Annotated in this window: 9 protein-coding genes and 2 pseudogenes; 4 read left to right on the top strand and 7 right to left on the bottom strand. The window is 73.1% G+C overall.

Translation table 11 applies throughout. The annotated features are described in order from the left end of the window. Nucleotides 1-18: 18 nt before the first annotated feature. From ACWGH1_RS04700 to ACWGH1_RS04685, 4 genes are all read right to left on the bottom strand, one after another. Entirely contained in the window at nucleotides 19-1,299 is a 1,281-nt protein-coding gene (locus ACWGH1_RS04700) for a cytochrome P450 family protein (RefSeq protein ID WP_453352333.1), read from the bottom strand. A gap of 65 nt (nucleotides 1,300-1,364) precedes the next feature. Further along, entirely contained in the window at nucleotides 1,365-2,729 is a 1,365-nt protein-coding gene (locus ACWGH1_RS04695; protein WP_453408424.1) for an MFS transporter, read from the bottom strand. Then, the gene (locus tag ACWGH1_RS04690) at nucleotides 2,726-6,562 is read right to left on the bottom strand and encodes a type I polyketide synthase (protein WP_453353115.1); all 3,837 of its coding nucleotides are present in this window, start codon (nucleotides 6,560-6,562) and stop codon (nucleotides 2,726-2,728) included. The genes ACWGH1_RS04695 and ACWGH1_RS04690 overlap by 4 nt, the downstream gene beginning before the upstream one ends. Further along, nucleotides 6,559-11,616, bottom strand: coding sequence for an amino acid adenylation domain-containing protein (locus ACWGH1_RS04685; RefSeq protein WP_453353114.1), 5,058 nt, complete (start codon nucleotides 11,614-11,616; stop codon nucleotides 6,559-6,561). The genes ACWGH1_RS04690 and ACWGH1_RS04685 overlap by 4 nt, the downstream gene beginning before the upstream one ends. Nucleotides 11,617-12,504: 888 nt before the next feature. Between ACWGH1_RS04685 and ACWGH1_RS04680 the strand changes: the two genes are divergently transcribed. Next, nucleotides 12,505-13,842, top strand: coding sequence for a DUF2252 domain-containing protein (locus ACWGH1_RS04680; protein ID WP_453353113.1), 1,338 nt, complete (start codon nucleotides 12,505-12,507; stop codon nucleotides 13,840-13,842). Nucleotides 13,843-13,960: 118 nt separating this feature from the next. Here ACWGH1_RS04680 and infA read toward each other — a convergent pair whose 3' ends face one another. Together infA and ACWGH1_RS04670 are read right to left on the bottom strand one after the other, a co-directional pair. Continuing rightward, entirely contained in the window at nucleotides 13,961-14,185 is a 225-nt protein-coding gene (gene infA, locus ACWGH1_RS04675) for a translation initiation factor IF-1 (protein WP_453353112.1), read from the bottom strand. A gap of 62 nt (nucleotides 14,186-14,247) precedes the next feature. Then, nucleotides 14,248-14,775 (bottom strand): annotated as a pseudogene (locus ACWGH1_RS04670) (GNAT family N-acetyltransferase); the annotation flags it as partial. A gap of 489 nt (nucleotides 14,776-15,264) precedes the next feature. Here ACWGH1_RS04670 and ACWGH1_RS04665 point away from each other — a divergent pair. The 3 genes from ACWGH1_RS04665 (at nucleotide 15,265) to ACWGH1_RS04655 (ending at nucleotide 17,462) form a co-directional block, all read left to right on the top strand. Beyond that, nucleotides 15,265-15,504, top strand: a complete 240-nt coding sequence (locus ACWGH1_RS04665) for a chaplin (RefSeq protein ID WP_453353111.1) — start codon at nucleotides 15,265-15,267, stop codon at nucleotides 15,502-15,504. A gap of 396 nt (nucleotides 15,505-15,900) precedes the next feature. After that, the gene (locus ACWGH1_RS04660) at nucleotides 15,901-16,308 is read left to right on the top strand and encodes a YciI family protein (protein ID WP_453408423.1); all 408 of its coding nucleotides are present in this window, start codon (nucleotides 15,901-15,903) and stop codon (nucleotides 16,306-16,308) included. Nucleotides 16,309-16,316: 8 nt separating this feature from the next. Then, nucleotides 16,317-17,462, top strand: coding sequence for an RNA polymerase sigma factor (locus tag ACWGH1_RS04655; RefSeq protein ID WP_453408451.1), 1,146 nt, complete (start codon nucleotides 16,317-16,319; stop codon nucleotides 17,460-17,462). A 75-nt stretch (nucleotides 17,463-17,537) separates the two neighbouring features. On the opposite strand, the pseudogene ACWGH1_RS04650 reads toward ACWGH1_RS04655, so the two are convergent. Then, nucleotides 17,538-17,708: pseudogene (locus ACWGH1_RS04650) on the bottom strand (MerR family transcriptional regulator); the annotation flags it as partial.

The raw sequence follows: 17,708 nt of genomic DNA, 5'->3' as shown, positions 1-17,708 counted from the left end.
GGTCTTCGCGTCGCGTGGTCAGCCCGCGTCGCGCGGGAGCTTCCCGGCGATGCGGATCGGAAGCCGCTCCAGGCCTCGGCTGATGGAACTGTCCGCGACCCAGGTCAGTGTCCCGGGCGGCACCGCGAACTCGATGCCGGGAATGCGGCGCAGCAGCGTCTCGAAGGCGATCTGCCCTTCCAGGCGGGCGAGCGGCGCGCCGGCGCAGAAGTGCGGTCCGTGCCCGAACGTCATGTGCCGATTGGGCGTACGCGTGATGTCGAGGCGATCGGGCTCGGTGAAGACGGCGGGGTCGCGGTTGGCGGCGGACACCGACAAGTGGACGAAGCTGCCCTTGGGTATGTGCGCTCCGCCGAGCGTCAGGTCGCGAGTGGCGGTGCGCAGCGTCCCGCGGTCCACGGACCCTTCGTAGCGCAGCAGCTCCTCGACCGCCGAGTCCATCAGCTCGGGCCTCCTGCGGAGGAGTTCGAGCTGCTCGGGGTGGCTGAGCAGGGCCCAGACACCGTTGCCGACGAGATTGGCGGTGGTTTTGTGGCCGGCGATGACGAGGAAGATGGCGGTGGAGACCAGTTCCTCGTCGGTGAACATGCCGTCCTCGTCGGCGGCCCGTACCAGATCGCCGAGGAGGTCCTCCCGCGGCTCGGCGCGGCGTTGGGCGAGGACGTCGGTGAAGTACCCCACCACGTCGTCGTTGACCCGTTTGCGCTGCGACGCGGCCTCGCCCTCCTGGCTGGGATCCTGGCTGAGCACCCTCCCCCAGTCGATGAACCGGTCCCGGTCCGCGTACGGGACGCCGAGGAACGCGCAGATCACCATCATCGGCAGCGGCAGCGCGAAGGAGTCGAGGAGGTCGAACTCGCCGGAGTCGGGGAACGCGTCGATGAGGTCGTCGGTGATCTTCTGGACGCGCGGGCGCAGCAGTTCCATACGGCGCGGCAGGAACGCCCGGCCGACCAGCTTGCGCAGCCGGGTGTGCTCGGGCGGATCGGCGAGCAGCATGTTGCTGGTGAGTACGGAACTGTTCTGCACGGTCTGCTCGCGGAACCAGTCGGGGGCCGCGTCGAGGGTCTTGGAGATGCCCGGGTCGCCGAAGGCGCGCAGCACGCTCGCGTGGTCGACGACGACGTACGCCGGATCTGCTGCGCCTGACGGGAAGTCGATGGGGTGCACCGGGCCGCGGTCGCGAAGCCGCGCGACGGACGGGTGCGGGTCGGCGCCCGGGCAGGTGACGTACGCCGCGGGAACGACGGGCTCGTCACCGGAGAACGGGCACCGGGACTCCTCGGAAGGGGCGGACACTGGGTACTCCTCGGTCGGGGGTCGGGGGATGTGCGCTTCGTGCCGCACGGAGTCGGGGGCGGACGTCACGGTGCCGGTTCGGGCCGGGGTTGCGTGGCGGGCGGGTCGGGAACCAACTCCTCCGGGGCGGGCAGCCGTCGGATCCGACGGGTCAGGGTGGGGAGCGCGGCGAGCGTCGAGACGACCGCCATGAAGAGGAACACCCAGCGGGCACCGCCCAGGTCGAACAGGCTGCCGATGGCGAAGATGCCGAGCGGCTGTGCGACGTACGCGAGGAAGGTCACCGCGCCCATCACCCGGCCCTGCATCCGGTCGGGCACGAGTACGGCGACGTACGCGAAGAAGAGGGCGTTGACGATCGGGCCGCGCAAGAAGACCACGCCGAGCACGACGCCCAGCGAGACCACGCCCGGCAAGGTCATGAGCAGCACCGCGGCCAGGGGCCCGAGCCACGCCGCGGCGAGGAACAACGTGGCAGGGCTGAACCGCTTGAGGGCCCAGGTCGCGAGGGCCGCGCCCACCAGACCGCCGGCTCCGGCGATGGTGAGCATCAGGCTGATGGACCCTTCGGACGCGCCCCGGTCCCGTCCGGTGGCGATCAGCGCCAAGAAGGCACCCGTGTGGTTGAACGCCATGTTGGAGCCCATGATCCACACGATCCAGACCAGCAGCACCGGCGTGCGCAGGATGAACCGGAAGCCCTCCCTCGCCTTGCCGCTCTCCGCGCCTTCTCCGCTCTTGAGGGCCGCGGCCTGCAACGGCTTGCGCACGAAGAGCAGGGCGACGGCCGCGGCGGCGAAGGCGAGTCCGGTCCCGAGGAACGGCAGCGAACGCGCCACCCCGAACAGGGAACTGCCGAGCGGCGCGCCCGCGACCGTGGCGCCGAGGGGCCGGATCTGGTTCTGCGCGGTCGCCTTCGTGAGTTGCGAGGGCGGCACCACCTGTTTGATCGCCGCGAGCGCCGGTGGTTCGGACAGACCGAGACACAGCGCCGAGCACGCGACGAGGACGAAGACCAGGGCGACGTTCGCCCGGTCGGCTGCGACCAGCACGCTGAAGAGGACGAGCAGCAGGGCGCGGCCACTGTCGCAGAGGATCATCAGGCGACGCCGGTCCATGCGGTCGGCGAGCGAGCCGCCCCAGATCGACGCGGCGCCTGCCACGAGGAGCTGTACGGCGCCGATGGCGCCCGCGTAGGCGGCCCGGCCGGTGACGGTGAGGATCAGCAGGGGGTAGGCGACCTCGGCGGACTCCTTGCCGATGGACGCGAAGAAACGGCTGATCCACAGGGCCTGGAAGTCACGGTTGCGGATGAGCGGAACGGGCGCGGCGGTCGCTGCCTCGTGCTGCTCGGCTGCCGCTGCCCCTGCCGCTTCCTGCTCGCCCGCAACGGCCGTTCGCCGTTCGGCCGCCGCCTCGGGATCTGTCACGGGTATTGCCAGCCTTCCGTCGTATCGGACCGTCCGTGGCGGGTGAGGGCGGCGCCCAGCTCCGCGGCGGTTGCGCGCACATGCGGTTCGGTCAGCATCGACCAGTGGTCGCCCGGCACCGGCCGTACCTCCACCTGCGGGTGGAGCGGGGCGAGAGCGCGCCGCACCCGGGCGGCTTCGGCGGGCCGCGCCCCCGCCTTGAGGACGACGGCGGGGCAGGGCACCGGGCGCGGCCGGTGGCGCAGCAGCGCACGGATGCGGGAGAGGAAGACCCGGCGCAGCCGCGGGGCGCGCCGCAGTCTCGCCCCGAAGGTGCCCCGGCCGAGCAGCACTTGGGCTTGCAGGCGGAGTTGGGCTGCCAGGAAGAACGGGTCGGTGGCGGCTGAACGCCCCTTGCACTCGGGTGCGTACCCGTCCAGGCACAGGAGCACGTCCACGCGCTCGCCCGCGTCCGTGAGCTGCCGGGCCGCCTCGTGCGCGACGACCGCCCCGAAGGACCAGCCGCCGAGCGTGTACGGGCCTTGGGACTGCACCCTGCGCAGCGCGGCGACGTGCCGGGCGGCGATCCGCTCGACGGAGGCGCCGAGGGGCGGGTCGCTCTCCAGGCCGTACACCGGCCGGAACGTCTCCGTCACCGCGACGAGGTCACGGTAGCCGGCGGTGCTGTCGAGGGAGTCGGCGACCAGGAAGACGGGGCGGCCCACCCCCGGGCGCAGCAGGACGGTCCCGGGAGGCGGTGGGGCTCCGACGGTGCGCTCGACGAGGTCGGTCAGCCGCCCGAACGTCGGCTCCGTGAGGAAGTCGGCCACCGCCACCGTGGTCCCGAAGCGCCGTCGTACGTCGCCCATCAGGGCCACGGCCATCAGGGACTCCCCTCCGAGTGCGAGGAAGTCGTCGCCGTCGGCCGCGGCCGGCACGCCGAGGGCGGCGCACCAGAGGCGTTCGAGACCCCGGCGCACTCCGGCGTCGTCGGCCCCGGTCGGGTGCGCGGACACCGGGGCCACCGCTCCCCCGGTGACGGCAGGGCCCCCGGACGCGGCCGCCCGTGCGGACGCACCGGACGCGGCGGATCCACCGGGTGCGCCGGCACCGGCCTCCTCGTCCGGCTCGACCGCCTCGAAGGGCTGGGTCGGCAACGACCGCCTCCGGGGCCGCGGTTCACCCGTGAGCTCCGCCAGGTCGACGTCGGCGCCCCGTTCCCACAGCGAGCCCAGGGCGCGCAGCAATGTGGCTTCGGCGCGGTTCGCGTCGCCGCCGACGAGCGGAACCGTCGTGTGCGTCGGATCCCATTCGGCGTGCCGGCGCAGCGCCCCGCTGAGCGAGGTGCCGGGGCCCAGTTCGACATAGGTGTCGAACCCCTCGCCGAGCAGCGCCCCCAGGCAGTCCTCCAGACGGACGGTCGCGCGCAATTGCTCCGCCCAGTGGTCGGGCGTCATCAGCCGTTCCGGCGCTGCCCAGGTGCCCGTGGCGTTGGACAGCACCCGCAGGACGGGCCGCTGTGCGGGCACCGCGGCGACGGCCGTGCGCAGCGCGTCGGCCGCGCCCTCCATGGCGGCCGAGTGGAATGCCCGGTGGACGTCCAGGAGGCGTACGTCGAGCCCGTCGAGGGCCTCGCCTTCGAGCAGCCGGTCCATCGCCGCGCGCGGCCCGGACAAGACGGTGCGGCCGGGGCCGGCGACGGCGATCTCGACGTCCGGGTGCGATGTGCCCGTGCGCGCCGCGAGTACGGTGGCGGACGCCGTGACGGCGGCCATCCTGCCCGGCTCGGTGTCGCGCATCGCGGTGGCCCGGGAGTGCACCAGGCGGACCACCTGTTCTGGGGTCCACACCCCGGCGAGCGCGGCGGCCGTGTACTCCCCGATGCTGTTGCCGAGCAGTGCGCCCGGCGTCACACCCAGGCCCAAGAGGTGGCTGCCGAGGGCGTGACCGAGCGCGAGCAGCCCGAGCTGCTGGTGCACGGTGTCCTCGAACCACCCGTCCGGGGCCGCCGGGGGGTCTACGACGGGTGTGAGGTCGACCCCGCACAGGTCGCGCACCGTCTCGGTCCAGGTGTCGAAGGCCGTACGGAAGGAGGGCAGCACCCGGTACGCGGCGGCGCCGGCGGCGCCGGTGAGGGTGCCCTGCCCCGGCAGCAGGAAGGCGACCCGCTCCAGGGACCCGCCGGGGGCGGACGGCACCGCTCTGCGCAGGGCGCCCGCCGCGTCCTCGGCGCTCTCGACGACGACGGCCTGCCGCCAGGGCAGTCGGCGGCGGTCGGCGAGCGTACGGGCGGTCTGCGCGAGCAGCTGCGCGCCGTGCGCCACGGTGTCGTGCGACGCAGCGTCACGCGCCACGCCCTGCAGCGGGTCCCGCGCGGGCTGCCGGCCGGCTCCGTCCGCAAAGCCGTCCTCCGGCGGGGCAGCCGCTTCCAAGCTCTCCGCCAGTTCCACCCGCAGGCCGTCGCGCGACTGCGCCGACGTGCCGGACACGGCGAGCAGCCGCGCCGCGTTACGGGCGGCCCCGCGGGCCCGTACCGGTGGCCCGGCCAGCACCACATGGGCATTGGTGCCGCCGACCCCGAAGGCGCTGACTGCGGCGAGCCGGTGGCGGCCCTCGGGCTGCGGCCACGGCGCGTGCTCCGCACAGATCTTGAAGGGCGTCCGCGCCAGATCGAGCAGCGGGTTGGGCCGCTCGTAGTGGAGGGTGGGAACGAGCTCGCCGTGCTCCAGCATGAGCAGGGTCTTGATGAGTCCCGCGACGCCGGACGCCGAGCCCGCGTGCCCCAGGTTGCTCTTGACGGCACCGACCCAGCAACTGCCGACCGAGTCGGTCGTGGTGCGGAACGCGTCGGTGAGCGCCTGGAGTTCGACCGGGTCGCCCATTTTGGTGCCGGTGCCGTGCGCCTCGACGTAGCCGATGTCCGCCGGATCGACACCGGCCGTCTTCTGCGCGAGCAGGATCACGTCGCGCTGTCCGGCGAGGGACGGCGCGGTGTAGCCGATCTTGTCGCTGCCGTCGTTGTTGAGGGCGGTGCCGAGCAGCACACCGGCGATGCGGTCGGCGTCGCGCAGCGCGTCGTCGAGGCGCTTGAGGACGACGATGCCCACGCCTTCGCTGGGTACGGTGCCGCCCGCGCCGGCGTCGAAGGGCCTGCAGTGCCCGTCCGGTGAGAGGATGCCGCCCTCCTGGTGCAGGTAGCCCCACTCGCCCTGCGGCGTCAGGGACACCCCGCCCGCGAGGGCCGCGTCGCACTCGTACGCCAGGAGGCTCTGGACCGCAGTGTGGACGGCCGTAAGCGAGGTGGAGCAGGCCGTCTGCACGGTGACGGCCGGCCCGCGCAGGCCGAACTTGTAAGCGGCCCGGGTGGTCAGGAAGTCGGGGCGGCGCCCGATCATCCGGGCCAGCGGGTCGGCGTCGGGCCGCTCCGGCAGGACCGGCCCTTCGGAGCCCGCGTACACACCGATCCAGCCGGGGAAACGGGCCGGGTCGAGCGCGGCGTCGTCCAGTGCGGCGGCGGCGCACTCCAGGAAGATGCGGTGCTGCGGGTCGAGCAGGGCGGCGTCGGCGCGGCTGTAGCCGAAGGCACGCCAGTCGAACCGCCGCGACCCGTCGAGCACCCCGCGGGCCGCGACGTAGTCGGGATGCCACACCAGGTCGGGGTCGGCGCCCGCCGCGACGAGGTCGTCGCGCTTGAACTGGGTGATGCCCTCCGTGCCGGCCCGCAGCGCCCGCCAGAAGCTCCGCACGTCCGGAGCGCCTGGGTAGCGGCAGGCCATGCCGACCACGGCGATCGCGGTTTCCCCGTCGTGCGGGTACGGGGCGGGGTTCGTGTCCGGCATGGGATGGGTGTTCACCCGCGTCCTCCCGTTCCGGGGCGGCGGGCGCGGCGCCGGGCGGCGACGCGCGCGTCGAGCTCGTTCGAGGCCCGGCGGTCGGCGGTCGACTGCTCCTGCGGGCGTCCGACGAGGCGCGCCATGGCACCCACGGTGGTGCACTCGAAGAGGCGCTGGACGGGCAGTTCGACGCCGAACGCACGGCACAGCTCGGCGTGCAGGGTGACCAGCTTCAGTGAGGTGCCGCCGAGGTCGAAGAAGTTCGCTTCGGCGCCCGGTGCCCGGGTCTGGCCGAGGCCGAGGACGGACGCCCAGATCTCGGCGACCCGGCGCTCGGTGCCGGGGTCGACGGGCGTGTCCGGAGCGGGTGGCGCGTCCGGACCCCGCGACGTGCCCGGGGTGCCCGCCGCCTCGGCGCGCGTCGCCGTGACCTCCGGCTCGGCCGCGGCGCCGAGCGACGCCGCGAGTTCCGCGACGGTACGCGGACCGCTCTGCGCGAACGCGGCGAGGAACGCCGGGTAGAGCCGCGCCAGTTCGCGGACGGATCCCGCCGGAACACGGTCGCCCCGGTACACGAACTCCCCGCTCAGCCGCTCCCCGGTGACGGTCAGCCCCACCGTGAGGGTGAACTTGCCGAGGGCCGCCGTGCCTTGCGCGCCCTCCAGCGGCAGGAGCACGGCGTCACCGAGACCCGGCGGCGTCACCGGGCGCGTCTGCGGGGCGAGCACCACGTCCAGGTACGGGGTGGCGCCCGCGGTACGCGGCGGGGCGAGGGCCTCGACGACGCTGCCGAACGGGACGTGGTGATCCTCCAGCGCGTCGAGTACACCGTCGCGCACCTCTTCGAGCAGCTCGGCGACCGTGGTGCCCGCACCACAGCGAGAGCGGACGACGACGGTGTTGAGGCACGGGCCGACCACCCGGGCGAAGCCGTCGCCCTCGCGGGTATCCACCGGGAAGCCGAACGTCAGGTCGGTGTCGCCGGTCACGCTGTGCAGCAGCGCGGCGAGTGCGGCGGAGGCCACCATGAACCACGACATGCCCAGGCGGTCCTGGAGCGGACGCATCCGGTGCAACAGTCCGTCGGGCAGGTCCAGCCGCACCGTGCCGTGCGGCCCGGGCTCCGTGGGGGCGCAGAGGCCCGAGCGGCTCGGCGCCCCGCGCAACCGCTCGGTCCAGCGCACGAGCGCTTCGGCGTCGGTCCGCTCGGTGACGGCGGCCAGCTCGCGGAACTGCGGCCCCGGAACTGCGGCCCCTCCCCCGTACTCCCGCCGGAGATCATCGAGCAGCACCGGCAACGACGCGGCGTCGAAGACGATGTGGTGGACCGTCAGGGTGAGGACGCGTCCTCGGTCGGGTCCGTCGATCAGCCCGGCGCGCAGCAGCGGTCCGGCCGCGAGGTCGAAGGTGTGGTCGGCGGCGGCGCGCAGCCGCGCGGCGAGCTGCTGCTGATCGACTGCCCGCTCCTCGTGCACCTCGGGCCGCCAGGGCCGGCCGATCAACTGGCGCAGCCCGTCGGGGCGCCGCGCGAACGTGGTACGCAACGACTCGTGCCGCGCCACCACGCGCTCCAGACTGGCGGCGAGCCGGTCCGCGTCGAGGTGCCCGTCCACGCGCCAGGCGAACGGTACGTTGTAGAGCCCGGGTTGCGGGCTGAGGGTTTCGGCGAGCCAGATCTGCTCCTGGAAGGCGGATGCCTTGCTCTCCTCGGGGGGCGCGACGGTGGCGGCCGGGCCCGGGCCCCCGGCCTCCGCCTGTGCGTCGATGTGCGCCGCCAGATCGGCGAGGACCGGGAGGCGGAACAGGTCACGCAGCCGCAGCCGGGCGCCGAGGCGTTCACGGACGCGGGCGGTCAGTGTGACACCGCGCAACGAGTGGCCGCCGAGGTCCCAGAAAGAGGCGTCCCGCGAGGTCACGGGCGTCTCCAGGAGCTGTGACCACATCTCGGCGAGGATCCGCTCGGTGGGGGTGCGCAGATCCTCCGCCGCCTCCGCCGAGTCCGCGGAGGCCGTCGGCCGGGTGAGGAGTTCGAGCATCCGGGCCCGGTCCGCCTTGCCGGTCGAGCCGATCGGCAGTTGATCGAGTACCAGCCAGCGGGAGGGGACCATGTAGCCGGGCAGTCGTTCGGCCAGGCGGGCGGACAAGGCGGCGGGCAGATCGGCGGGGGCGGTGCCGGCGGCGGTGGCGGGCAGGACACAGCCGGCGAGGTTGCTGTCGTCGGTCTTCTCCACGAAGGCCGCCTCGACCAGACCTGTGGCGACGGCCTCGCGTTCCACCTCCTCCAGTTCGATGCGGAAGCCGCGCAGTTTGACCTGCCGGTCGCGCCGACCCAGCATCTCCAGTTCGCCGTCCGGCAGCAGACGAACCAGGTCCCCGGTGCGGTAGAGGCGTTCGCCGGTCTCCGGCACGGTGACGAACCGTTCGGCGGTCAGTTCCTCGCGGTGCAGGTAACCCAGTGCCACTCCCGGCCCACCGAGGCACAGTTCGCCGGGCTCGCCGACCGGAACGCGGGCGAGTTCGTCGTCGAGGACGTGCGCGGTGGTGCGCTGGAGCGGCCGGCCGATCGGTATCCGTTCCCGTCCGGCCAGGCTCTCCTCGGTGCACAGGAACCAGGTGGCGAACGCCGTCGCCTCGGTCGGACCGTAACCGTTCACCAGGCGCCCCGGCCCGCCCGCGGCGAGCACGCGGCGCGCTGCGACCAGGTCGAGCTGCTCCCCGCCGACGACGAGGGTACGCAGTCCGGCGAAGGCGTCGGGCAGCTCGGCGGCGGCGGTGTGGAAGAGCGAGGTCGTCAAGAACATCACGGCGACGCCCTGTTCGCGCACGAGCGCGACCCACTCGTCAAGGGCGAGATCGGTAACGGTGGGCAGCGGCACGACGGTGCCGCCCGCGCAGAGCGTGGACCACACCTCGCAGGTCGTCACGTCGAAGGCCGGGTTGCAGGTGCCCGCCACCCGGTCCCCCGGCGCGATCGGGCAGTATTCGGCACCTTCCACCAGGCGCACGACCGCGCGGTGCGGTACGACGACGCCCTTGGGCCGCCCGGTCGAACCGGAGGTGTACGTGACGTAGAGCGCATCCTCGTCCGACGGGGCCGCACCTACCGGCGGCCCGTCGACCGGTCCACCGGCCGGAGCCTGCGTGGCCGCACCGTCCGGCCTCAGCACGGGAGTCGAGGAGGGTACGCGCGTGTGCTCGCCCGCCACCGCCGCGACGGCACCCGATTCGGTGAGCAGGTCCGCCACCCGCTCGGACGGCGCCTGGAGATCGAGCGGCAGGTAGGCGGCGCCGGAGCGGGCGATGCCGAGGAATGCCACGACGAGGTCGGCGGACCGGGGCAGGTCCACGGCCACGAGGTCACCGCGTCCCACACCGCGCTGCGCGAGCGCCGCGGCGAGCCGGCCGGACCGCCGCCACAGCTGCGCGTACGTGAGGGAGACGCCGTTCACCGGGTCCTGCACGGCGACTTCGTCCGGCCGGGAGCGCACCCAGCGTTCGACCAGGGCGGGCACGCCGGAGCCGGCCGCGAGCCGGTCGCGGTCGATCTTGCCGTTGGCGGTGAGCGGGAACCGGGACATGACCACCACGTCGTCGGGGACCAGGTAGGAGGGCAGATCCCGGCGCAGAGCACTCCGCAGGGACGCGGCGTCGGCACTCGCCCCGCTTTCCTCCATGACGAGGTAGGCGGTCATCCTGGCGCCGCCGTCACCGTCCTTGTCGACGACGACCGCCGCCTGGGCGACCTGGGAGTGCCGCACGAGCGCCGCCTCGGTCTCGCCGGGCTCGATGCGGAAGCCGTTGACCTTGACCTGCCGGTCGCGGCGCCCCACGTAGCGCAATTCACCGGCCGCGTCCCGCCGGACCAGGTCCCCGGTGGCGTACATCCGCTCGCCCGCGGCGCCGAACGGGTCGGGCAGGAACCGCGCCCGGGTCAGCTCCTCGTCGCCGTCGTAACCGGCGGAAACGTGCGCCCCGGCCACGTAGAGCTGGCCGGTCTCGCCGTCGGGCACGGGCCGTAGTTCCTCGTCGAGGACATGGACGCGCGTGAAGTCCATCGGTCGGCCGATGGGGACGTCGCCGTCCACCGGCGGGCCGGGGTGGATGCGGTGCCGGGTGGCGAAGGTGGTGGTCTCGGTGGGCCCGTACCCGTTGTAGAGGGTGACACCGGGACAGGCCGCAACGACGCGGCCCACCGCGTGCGGCGGGACCACGTCACCCCCCACCCACACCTCGCGGGCGCCTGCCAGACAGCCCGGATCGCCGGCGGCGAGCGCCCCGAACAGGCCCGCGGTGAGCCACAGCGCGGTGACCCGGCCGTCGCCCAGGAGGCGCCGCAGCAGCGGTGCGTTGATCTCCTCGGGCGTCACGACGACACGGCCGCCCGACAACAGGGGCACCCACAGCTCGTAAGTGGAGGCGTCGAAGGCGTGCGGCGAGTGGAACAGGACCCGCTCGTGGGCGCCGCCACGCCACACCCGGTCGCGGGCGAGGGCGAGCACGTTGCGGTGGGTGACCCGTACGCCCTTGGGAACGCCGGTGGAGCCCGACGTGTGCATCACGTACAAGAGATCGTCGGCCGTGGGCGCGCCGGTCATCGGCGCACGGGCGCCGAGGGCCCGTCGGTCCGCCTCTTCGGTCATACCGTCCTCGGTGACCCGCACGGTACGCCGCCCCGCCGTGACGGGGTGCTCGGCGGTACTCGCGTCCACCACGAGGAGCGCGCAGTCGGTGCCGTCCGCCATCGCGGACAGCCGCGCCCCGGGGGAACGCACATCGAGCGGGACGTACGCGGCACCCGTCTTCGCGACGGCGAGCAGTGTCACCACCACGGCGGCGGACCGCTCCATCAGAACGCCCACCCGGCCGCCGGCCCGGGCACCCGCGGCGATCAGCCGATGCGCGAGCCGTTCGGCGCGCTCATTCAGCTCCGCGTAGGAAAGCCGCTCCTCGCCGTGCCGCCCGTACTCGACCGCGACCGCTTCGGGAGTCTGCCCGACCTGCTTCTCGAAGACCTCGGGAAGCCCGGCCTCCTCGATCACGACCGGGCCCTCGTGCCCATCGCTCAGCCCTTCCATGACAATCTTCCACCTTCCAAGACGTGCGCGTACGGCGACACCGCACATGGCGAACGGGGACCCGGCCCCGGCGCGCGGGAACCGGATCGGTCCGACGGGAAAAGCCGGACCGCAATGGCAGAGGAATTCGAAACGGACCGGGACGACGAACGAGGAACGGTCACGGCGGGCCGGCTCTCCGCGAAACCCCGCACGGGCAGGGCCCGACGGCGGGCCCGGGGCGCAGGAAGCGCACCATCCCTTGTCGCGGCAACCACACCTGCCGCGGATCACACTGGCGGACACCTCGACCGCCCTTCCCGTGCCACCTCCTCCCGGAGATCCCTTACAAGATCAGGTGGCTCCACGACGCTAGGATCCCGCCTCCCTCGATTCAAGAAGCGTCCAGCCGCTCTGGCCGGAAAGGACTGGCCGGATGGTCCTTTCACCCCGCCTCCCACCTGCCCCGATGCGAACTCCGGGCAGCTCCGGCCAAAAGTGCGATCCTGTCGGCCCACTGGCTCATTCCGCCCTCTTGATACTTCGACACGGTGTCGCTTACCGGGCGGCAAAGGTGCAACTGCCCACGTTTAGGCTTGAAGTGCGTGTGCGGCGACCGGCCCGGCAAGGGCCGGGGCTCGGGCCGCTGCCGTGAGGGCGGCCGCCGGGCCGTCGCCGAAGGATCGCGCAGGTCCCGTGCGCGCCCTCCGTCCCCCAACCGGCGCGCCGCCCTCGTACCAGCCTTCGGCCGCCCCCAGGAGGTGGCCCGTTTTGCTGCATGGCGTCACAATTGACCATGCCTGCTGTTCCGCTGCCGGGTTGGAGAGCCGTGAAGGAACAGGCCTTGCCCGCGGTACGCGGTCCCGTCCGTCGTCCAGCCAGCGGGGGCGCAGAGACAAGGAGTGGACCATGACCAGTCCAGCCGATCGGGCACGGACGGGACGGGCGGTGCGCAAGCGGGTCACCCGGGCCTCCCACGGCCGGTGGGCGCCGGCCGCAGACCGGACCGATCCCCTGTGGGTGCTGCGGCGGCAGGCCGCCGACCGCGTGGTCGAGCTGCTGCCGATCCGCTACGGGCGGATGGCGGTCTCCCCGTTCACCTTCCTGCGCGGCGCGGCCGCCGTGATGGCCGCGGACCTCGCCGCCACACCGAACACCGGTCTTACCGTCCAGCTGTGCGGGGACGCGCACCTGCTGAACTTCGGCGTCTTCGCCTCGCCCGAACGTGCCTTGCTGTTCGACCTCAACGACTTCGACGAGACCCTGGCCGGACCGTTCGAATGGGACGTCAAGCGGCTCGCCGCCAGCGTCGCGGTGGCCGCCCGCGACCTGGGGCACGGTGACGAACGCGCGTGGCGGGCCGCCCGGGCCGCGGTCGAGGCCTACCGGCGTGGCATGCGGCAGCTGGCCGAGCAGGGGGAGCTCGCCGTCTGGTACCAGCGGATCGACCCGTACGCGGTACTCCAGGCGCTCCGCGGCAAGCGACGTGGACGGGCCGAGGCGAACCTGGCACGCGCCCGGGCGCGCACCAGCCTGCAGGCACTCGACAAGCTCACCGTGATCGAGGACGGCCGTCGGCTCATCATCCACGACCCCCCGCTGCTGGAGACGGTCGATGAACGCGCGATACGGGCCGTCGGTGCGATCTTCAGCCAGTACCGCGTCAGCCTCCCCGAAGAACGTCGCCTCCTGCTGGACCGCTACCGGTTCGTCGACGCCGCCCGGAAGGTCGTCGGGGTGGGAAGCGTGGGCACGCGCTGCTACATAGTCCTCCTGACCGGCCGGGACGAGCGGGACCCGCTCTTCCTCCAGCTCAAGGAGGCCGTGCCGTCGGTGCTGGAGGCCCACCTGCCCGCCGGTGGCCACGATCACCACGGCCACCGGGTGGTAGCGGGGCAGCGGCTGATGCAGGCCACCGGCGACATCTTCCTGGGGTGGACGACCGGACCTGAGGGGCGCCACTACTACTGCCGCCAGCTGCGCGACATGAAGGGGTCGGCGGTGGTCGAGACCATGAACCCGTCCCTGCTCCGCCAGTACGCCGCACTGTGCGGCACCGCCCTGGCCCGCGCCCACGCCCGCTCCGGTGACCGTATCGCCATCGCCGGTTACCTCGGCAAGGCCGACACCTTCGACCGCGCCGTCGCCGACTTCGCACTGCGCTACGCCGACCAGACCGTCTCCGACCACGCCGCGCTCACCGCCGCCGTCGCCGCCGGCGGCGTCATCGCCACCCCCGACGTCTGAACGGACAACCCGCCCAGGGCCTTTCCGCAGGCGCAAGGCCCCGGAGGACGGTCGACGCCGACGCCGCTCGGCGCTCCCCGCCCAGTCCTCCGGCGCGGGCCTCAGGGAGTGATCGCGCTCAGGTCCGGTGTCGGTAGAGGATCCGGCCCCGCGTGAGGTCGTAGGGGCTCAGCTCCACGAGCACCCGGTCGTACGGCAGGATCCGGATGTGGTTCTTCCGGATCCTCCCGCTGATGTGCGCGAGCACCTTGTGCCCGCTTTGCAGCTCCACCGTGAAGGTGGCGTTGCGCATGCATTCGACGACGGTCCCTTCCCTTTCGAGACCGCCCGGTGTCTTCGGCAAAATCACTCATTCCTTGAAGTCGATGACGTGGAAGCAGGGGCTCGCCGGGATGTGGCGGCGCCTCACCGGCGCACCAACTCCAGATTCGCGCCGGTGTACCTGGCGCCGACGCCCTCGAAGAGCGCTACGGCCGCGGCATTGGACTCGTCCACCTCGGAACACGCCGATCCGGCCCCCGAGCGGCGCAGCGAACCCAACGCCTGAGCCGGCAACGCCCGCGCGATACCGCGGCGTTGCGCATCGGCCAGGACGGCGATCAGCCCGATCCGCGGCCTTCGGGGGACCGGAGCCACCCGGATGAGCCCCACGTACCGGCCGGACAGTTCCGCGACCGCGTACTTCGAGGGGTCCACGATCGTGACCCCAACAGGACGGGGCAACACCTCGGCCGGCATCGTCTGCCAGCCGACCGTGGCCCCGACCTCGTGGCGAACCGCCCGGTCCAGCACGCGCAGCAGGTCCTCGTGCGCCTCGCCGGCGGGCACGATCGTCACAGCCGACGGCGGTCGCACCGCGCCGAGCCCGGTCACCGACGGGTCGGTGGGCACGGCGTACTCGCGCTCCCGGCGCCCTGTCGTGAAACCGGACCGCTCGCTCTCCGGCTCCCGAAGGGAAATGCGATGTGTTCATGATGACGGCCTTTCAGGAGTGCCTTGTCGGTCGGGGCACTCCTGAGGACACCTATGTCACTCGCGCACCGTGCGGGAAAGGGGGAGCACCCACTTGAGAACAGCGTTCACGGGTCTCACCTCCTAGCGGCCTGTCACGGTGATCCGCACGCTACCAAGCAGGCGGCGTCCGGCCCCACCTATTTTCGGCGGACGCGGGCACCATCGCGGCGGCGTGCTTTCCGGTTCGCGATCCGCTCGGCGGCACCAGCCCGGTGGTTCAGTACGCCCGGTACGCTCCGGGGCCGCGGCGGTTCCGCCCGGTCGGGGCAGGGGCCGTGTCCTGGGGCCGGGATCCGTTGCACAGGACACTGCAACGTCCCCGGGCGCGTGCACCTGCACACCGGGGACGGTGCCCACGTTCTGCCCCCGGCAGGACCCCACCCCCGCCGCATGTCCGAGGAGCGCATCATGTCCGCAGTGAAGAAGAGCTTCACCATCGCCGCCACCGCGGCCACCATCGTCATGGGCCCCGCCGGCCTCGCCTCCGCCGACGCCGGCGCCGAAGGCGCCGCTGTGGGCTCCCCCGGCGTCCTGTCCGGCAACATGGCCCAGGTCCCCGTCCACGTTCCCGTCAACGTGTGTGGCAACAGCGTCAACGTCATCGGCCTGCTCAACCCGGCCTTCGGCAACACCTGCGTCAACGGCTGACACACACACGCGCGGCGGAGCCCAGCGGCGACCCGCCCCGCGAGACCGTGAGAGAGGCAACCGGACTCCTCCCCGGCCGCCCCACTCACTCCACGGCGCCCGCCCCCGAACCCGGAGGCGGGCGCCACGCGTTCCGCCACACCGGTCCGCTCGACAACGGGGAACTCGCGGCTGCGGGCAGGGCGCATGACCCGCGAGCGTCACCGTATGCCAAAATTTCAGTACACAGAGTCACCAGGGCCTGGACGTGCCGGCCGTGCCCGGACGCGACCACCACGACGCGCACGCGGGGCGGCCCGAAAGCAGTCGGGCGGCGATGTCGAAAAGCCGTGACCGGCTCCGTCCCCGTAGTGAACGCGGCGACAATGGGCCGCACCAGCACCGAGGAGAAACGCGATGGCCAAGTACCTGCTGCTCAAGCACTACCGTGGCGCCCCGGCATCGGTCAACGACGTGCCGATGAACCAGTGGACGCCGGAGGAGATCTCGGCCCACATGCAGTACATGAACGACTTCGCGGCCCGCCTCGAGGAGAGCGGCGAGTTCGTCGACAGCCAGGCGCTGGCGCCCGAGGGAACGTTCGTCCGCTACGACGGCGAGGGCCGCCCGCCGGTCACCGACGGCCCCTTCGCCGAAACCAAGGACCTCATCGCCGGCTGGATGGTGATCGACGTCGACAGCCACCAGCGCGCCCTCGAACTGGCCGGAGAACTGTCGGCCGCCCCCGGGGCGGGCGGGAAGCCGATCCACGAATGGCTCGAGCTGCGCCCGTTCCTGGGCTGCCACCCCACCGTCACGGAGTGACCACTGGGATGGACGAGGCCCTGCTGCGCAGCCTCGCACCGGGCGTGCTCGCCGTCCTCGTCCGCCGCGGAGCCGACTTCTCGGCGGCCGAGGACGCCGTGCAGGACGCACTGGTCGAAGCACTGCGCGGCCGGCCGGCCGGCCCTCCGCGGGATCCGAAGGGCTGGCTGGTCACGGTCGCCTGGCGCAAGTTCCTCGACGCGACCCGGGCGGACGCCGCCCGCCGCCGGCGTGAGGACCGGCTGGACGAGGAACCCGCCCCCGGTCCCGCGCCCGCGGTGGACGACACGCTCCAGCTGTACTTCCTGTGCGCCCACCCGTCGCTGACGCCGTCGTCCGCGGTCGCGCTCACGTTGCGCGCCGTCGGCGGGCTGACCACCCGCCAGATCGCCGTGGCCTACCTGGTGCCCGAGGCGACCATGGCGCAGCGCATCAGCCGGGCCAAGCGCACCGTGGCCGGAATGCGCCTCGACCAGCCCGGCGACGTCGCCACCGTGCTGCGCGTCCTGTACCTGGTCTTCAACGAGGGCTACTCCGGCGACGTCGACCTCGCCGCCGAGGCCATCCGGCTCACCCGGCAGCTCGCGGCCGCCGTCGATCACCCCGAGGTGGCGGGGCTGCTCGCCCTGATGCTGCTCCATCACGCCCGGCGCGCCGCCCGGACCGCACCCGACGGCAGCCTGGTGCCGCTCGCCGAGCAGGACCGCAGCCGGTGGGACACGCGGCTGATCGCCGAGGGCGTCGCCGTCCTCCAGGCGGCCCTCGCCCGCGACCGGCTGGGCGAGTTCCAGGTCCAGGCCGCCATCGCAGCCCTCCACGCCGATGCGCCCACCGCCGAGGAGACCGACTGGGTGCAGATCGTCGAGTGGTACGACGAGCTGGCGCGCCTGACCGACAGCCCGGTCGTCCGACTCAACCGCGCCGTCGCCGTCGGTCAAGCCGACGGACCGCGCGCCGGCCTGGCGGCGCTCGCGGAGCTGGACCCCTCGCTGCCCCGCCACACCGCGGTGGCGGCGTACCTCCACGAACGGGACGGCGACCTGGCGACGGCGGCCCGGCTCTACGCCGAGGCGGCCCGAAGAGCACCCAGCCTCGCCGAGCGCGACCACCTGACCCGTCAGGCCGCCCGCCTCCACGCCCGCCGCTCACGCTGACGGGTGACGATGTTCACGGCAGGCGGCACCGGATGCGCGCCGGGCGGTGGGAGCCGCGGACCGTCCGGGCCGCGGTCAGGCCGGGGGCGGCGGGTTTCCTGCTTCGGCGGCGCGGCGGTATTCGGCGTTGATGCGCTGGGCCTCTTCGAGCTGGTCTTCGAGGATGACGATGCGGCAGGCGGCCTCGATGGGGGTGCCGCGGTCGACGAGTTCGCGGGCGCGGGCTGCGATGCGCAGCTGGTAGCG

It is taken from the genome of Streptomyces sp. NPDC054883, from assembly GCF_053610645.1.
Note: the sequence above shows the minus strand (reverse complement) of the source record. Positions and strands in the feature narration are given on the sequence as shown.

What these genes read in the sequence shown, in the direction of transcription:
- ACWGH1_RS04660 (WP_453408423.1), top strand. Translation starts at nt 15,901, where the DNA reads ATGGCCAAGTACCTGCTGCTCAAGCACTACCGTGGCGCCCCGGCATCG.
- ACWGH1_RS04680 (WP_453353113.1), top strand. Translation starts at nt 12,505, where the DNA reads ATGACCAGTCCAGCCGATCGGGCACGGACGGGACGGGCGGTGCGCAAG.
- ACWGH1_RS04665 (WP_453353111.1), top strand. Translation starts at nt 15,265, where the DNA reads ATGTCCGCAGTGAAGAAGAGCTTCACCATCGCCGCCACCGCGGCCACC.
- ACWGH1_RS04655 (WP_453408451.1), top strand. Translation starts at nt 16,317, where the DNA reads ATGGACGAGGCCCTGCTGCGCAGCCTCGCACCGGGCGTGCTCGCCGTC.
- ACWGH1_RS04685 (WP_453353114.1), bottom strand. Translation starts at nt 11,616, where the DNA reads ATGGAAGGGCTGAGCGATGGGCACGAGGGCCCGGTCGTGATCGAGGAG.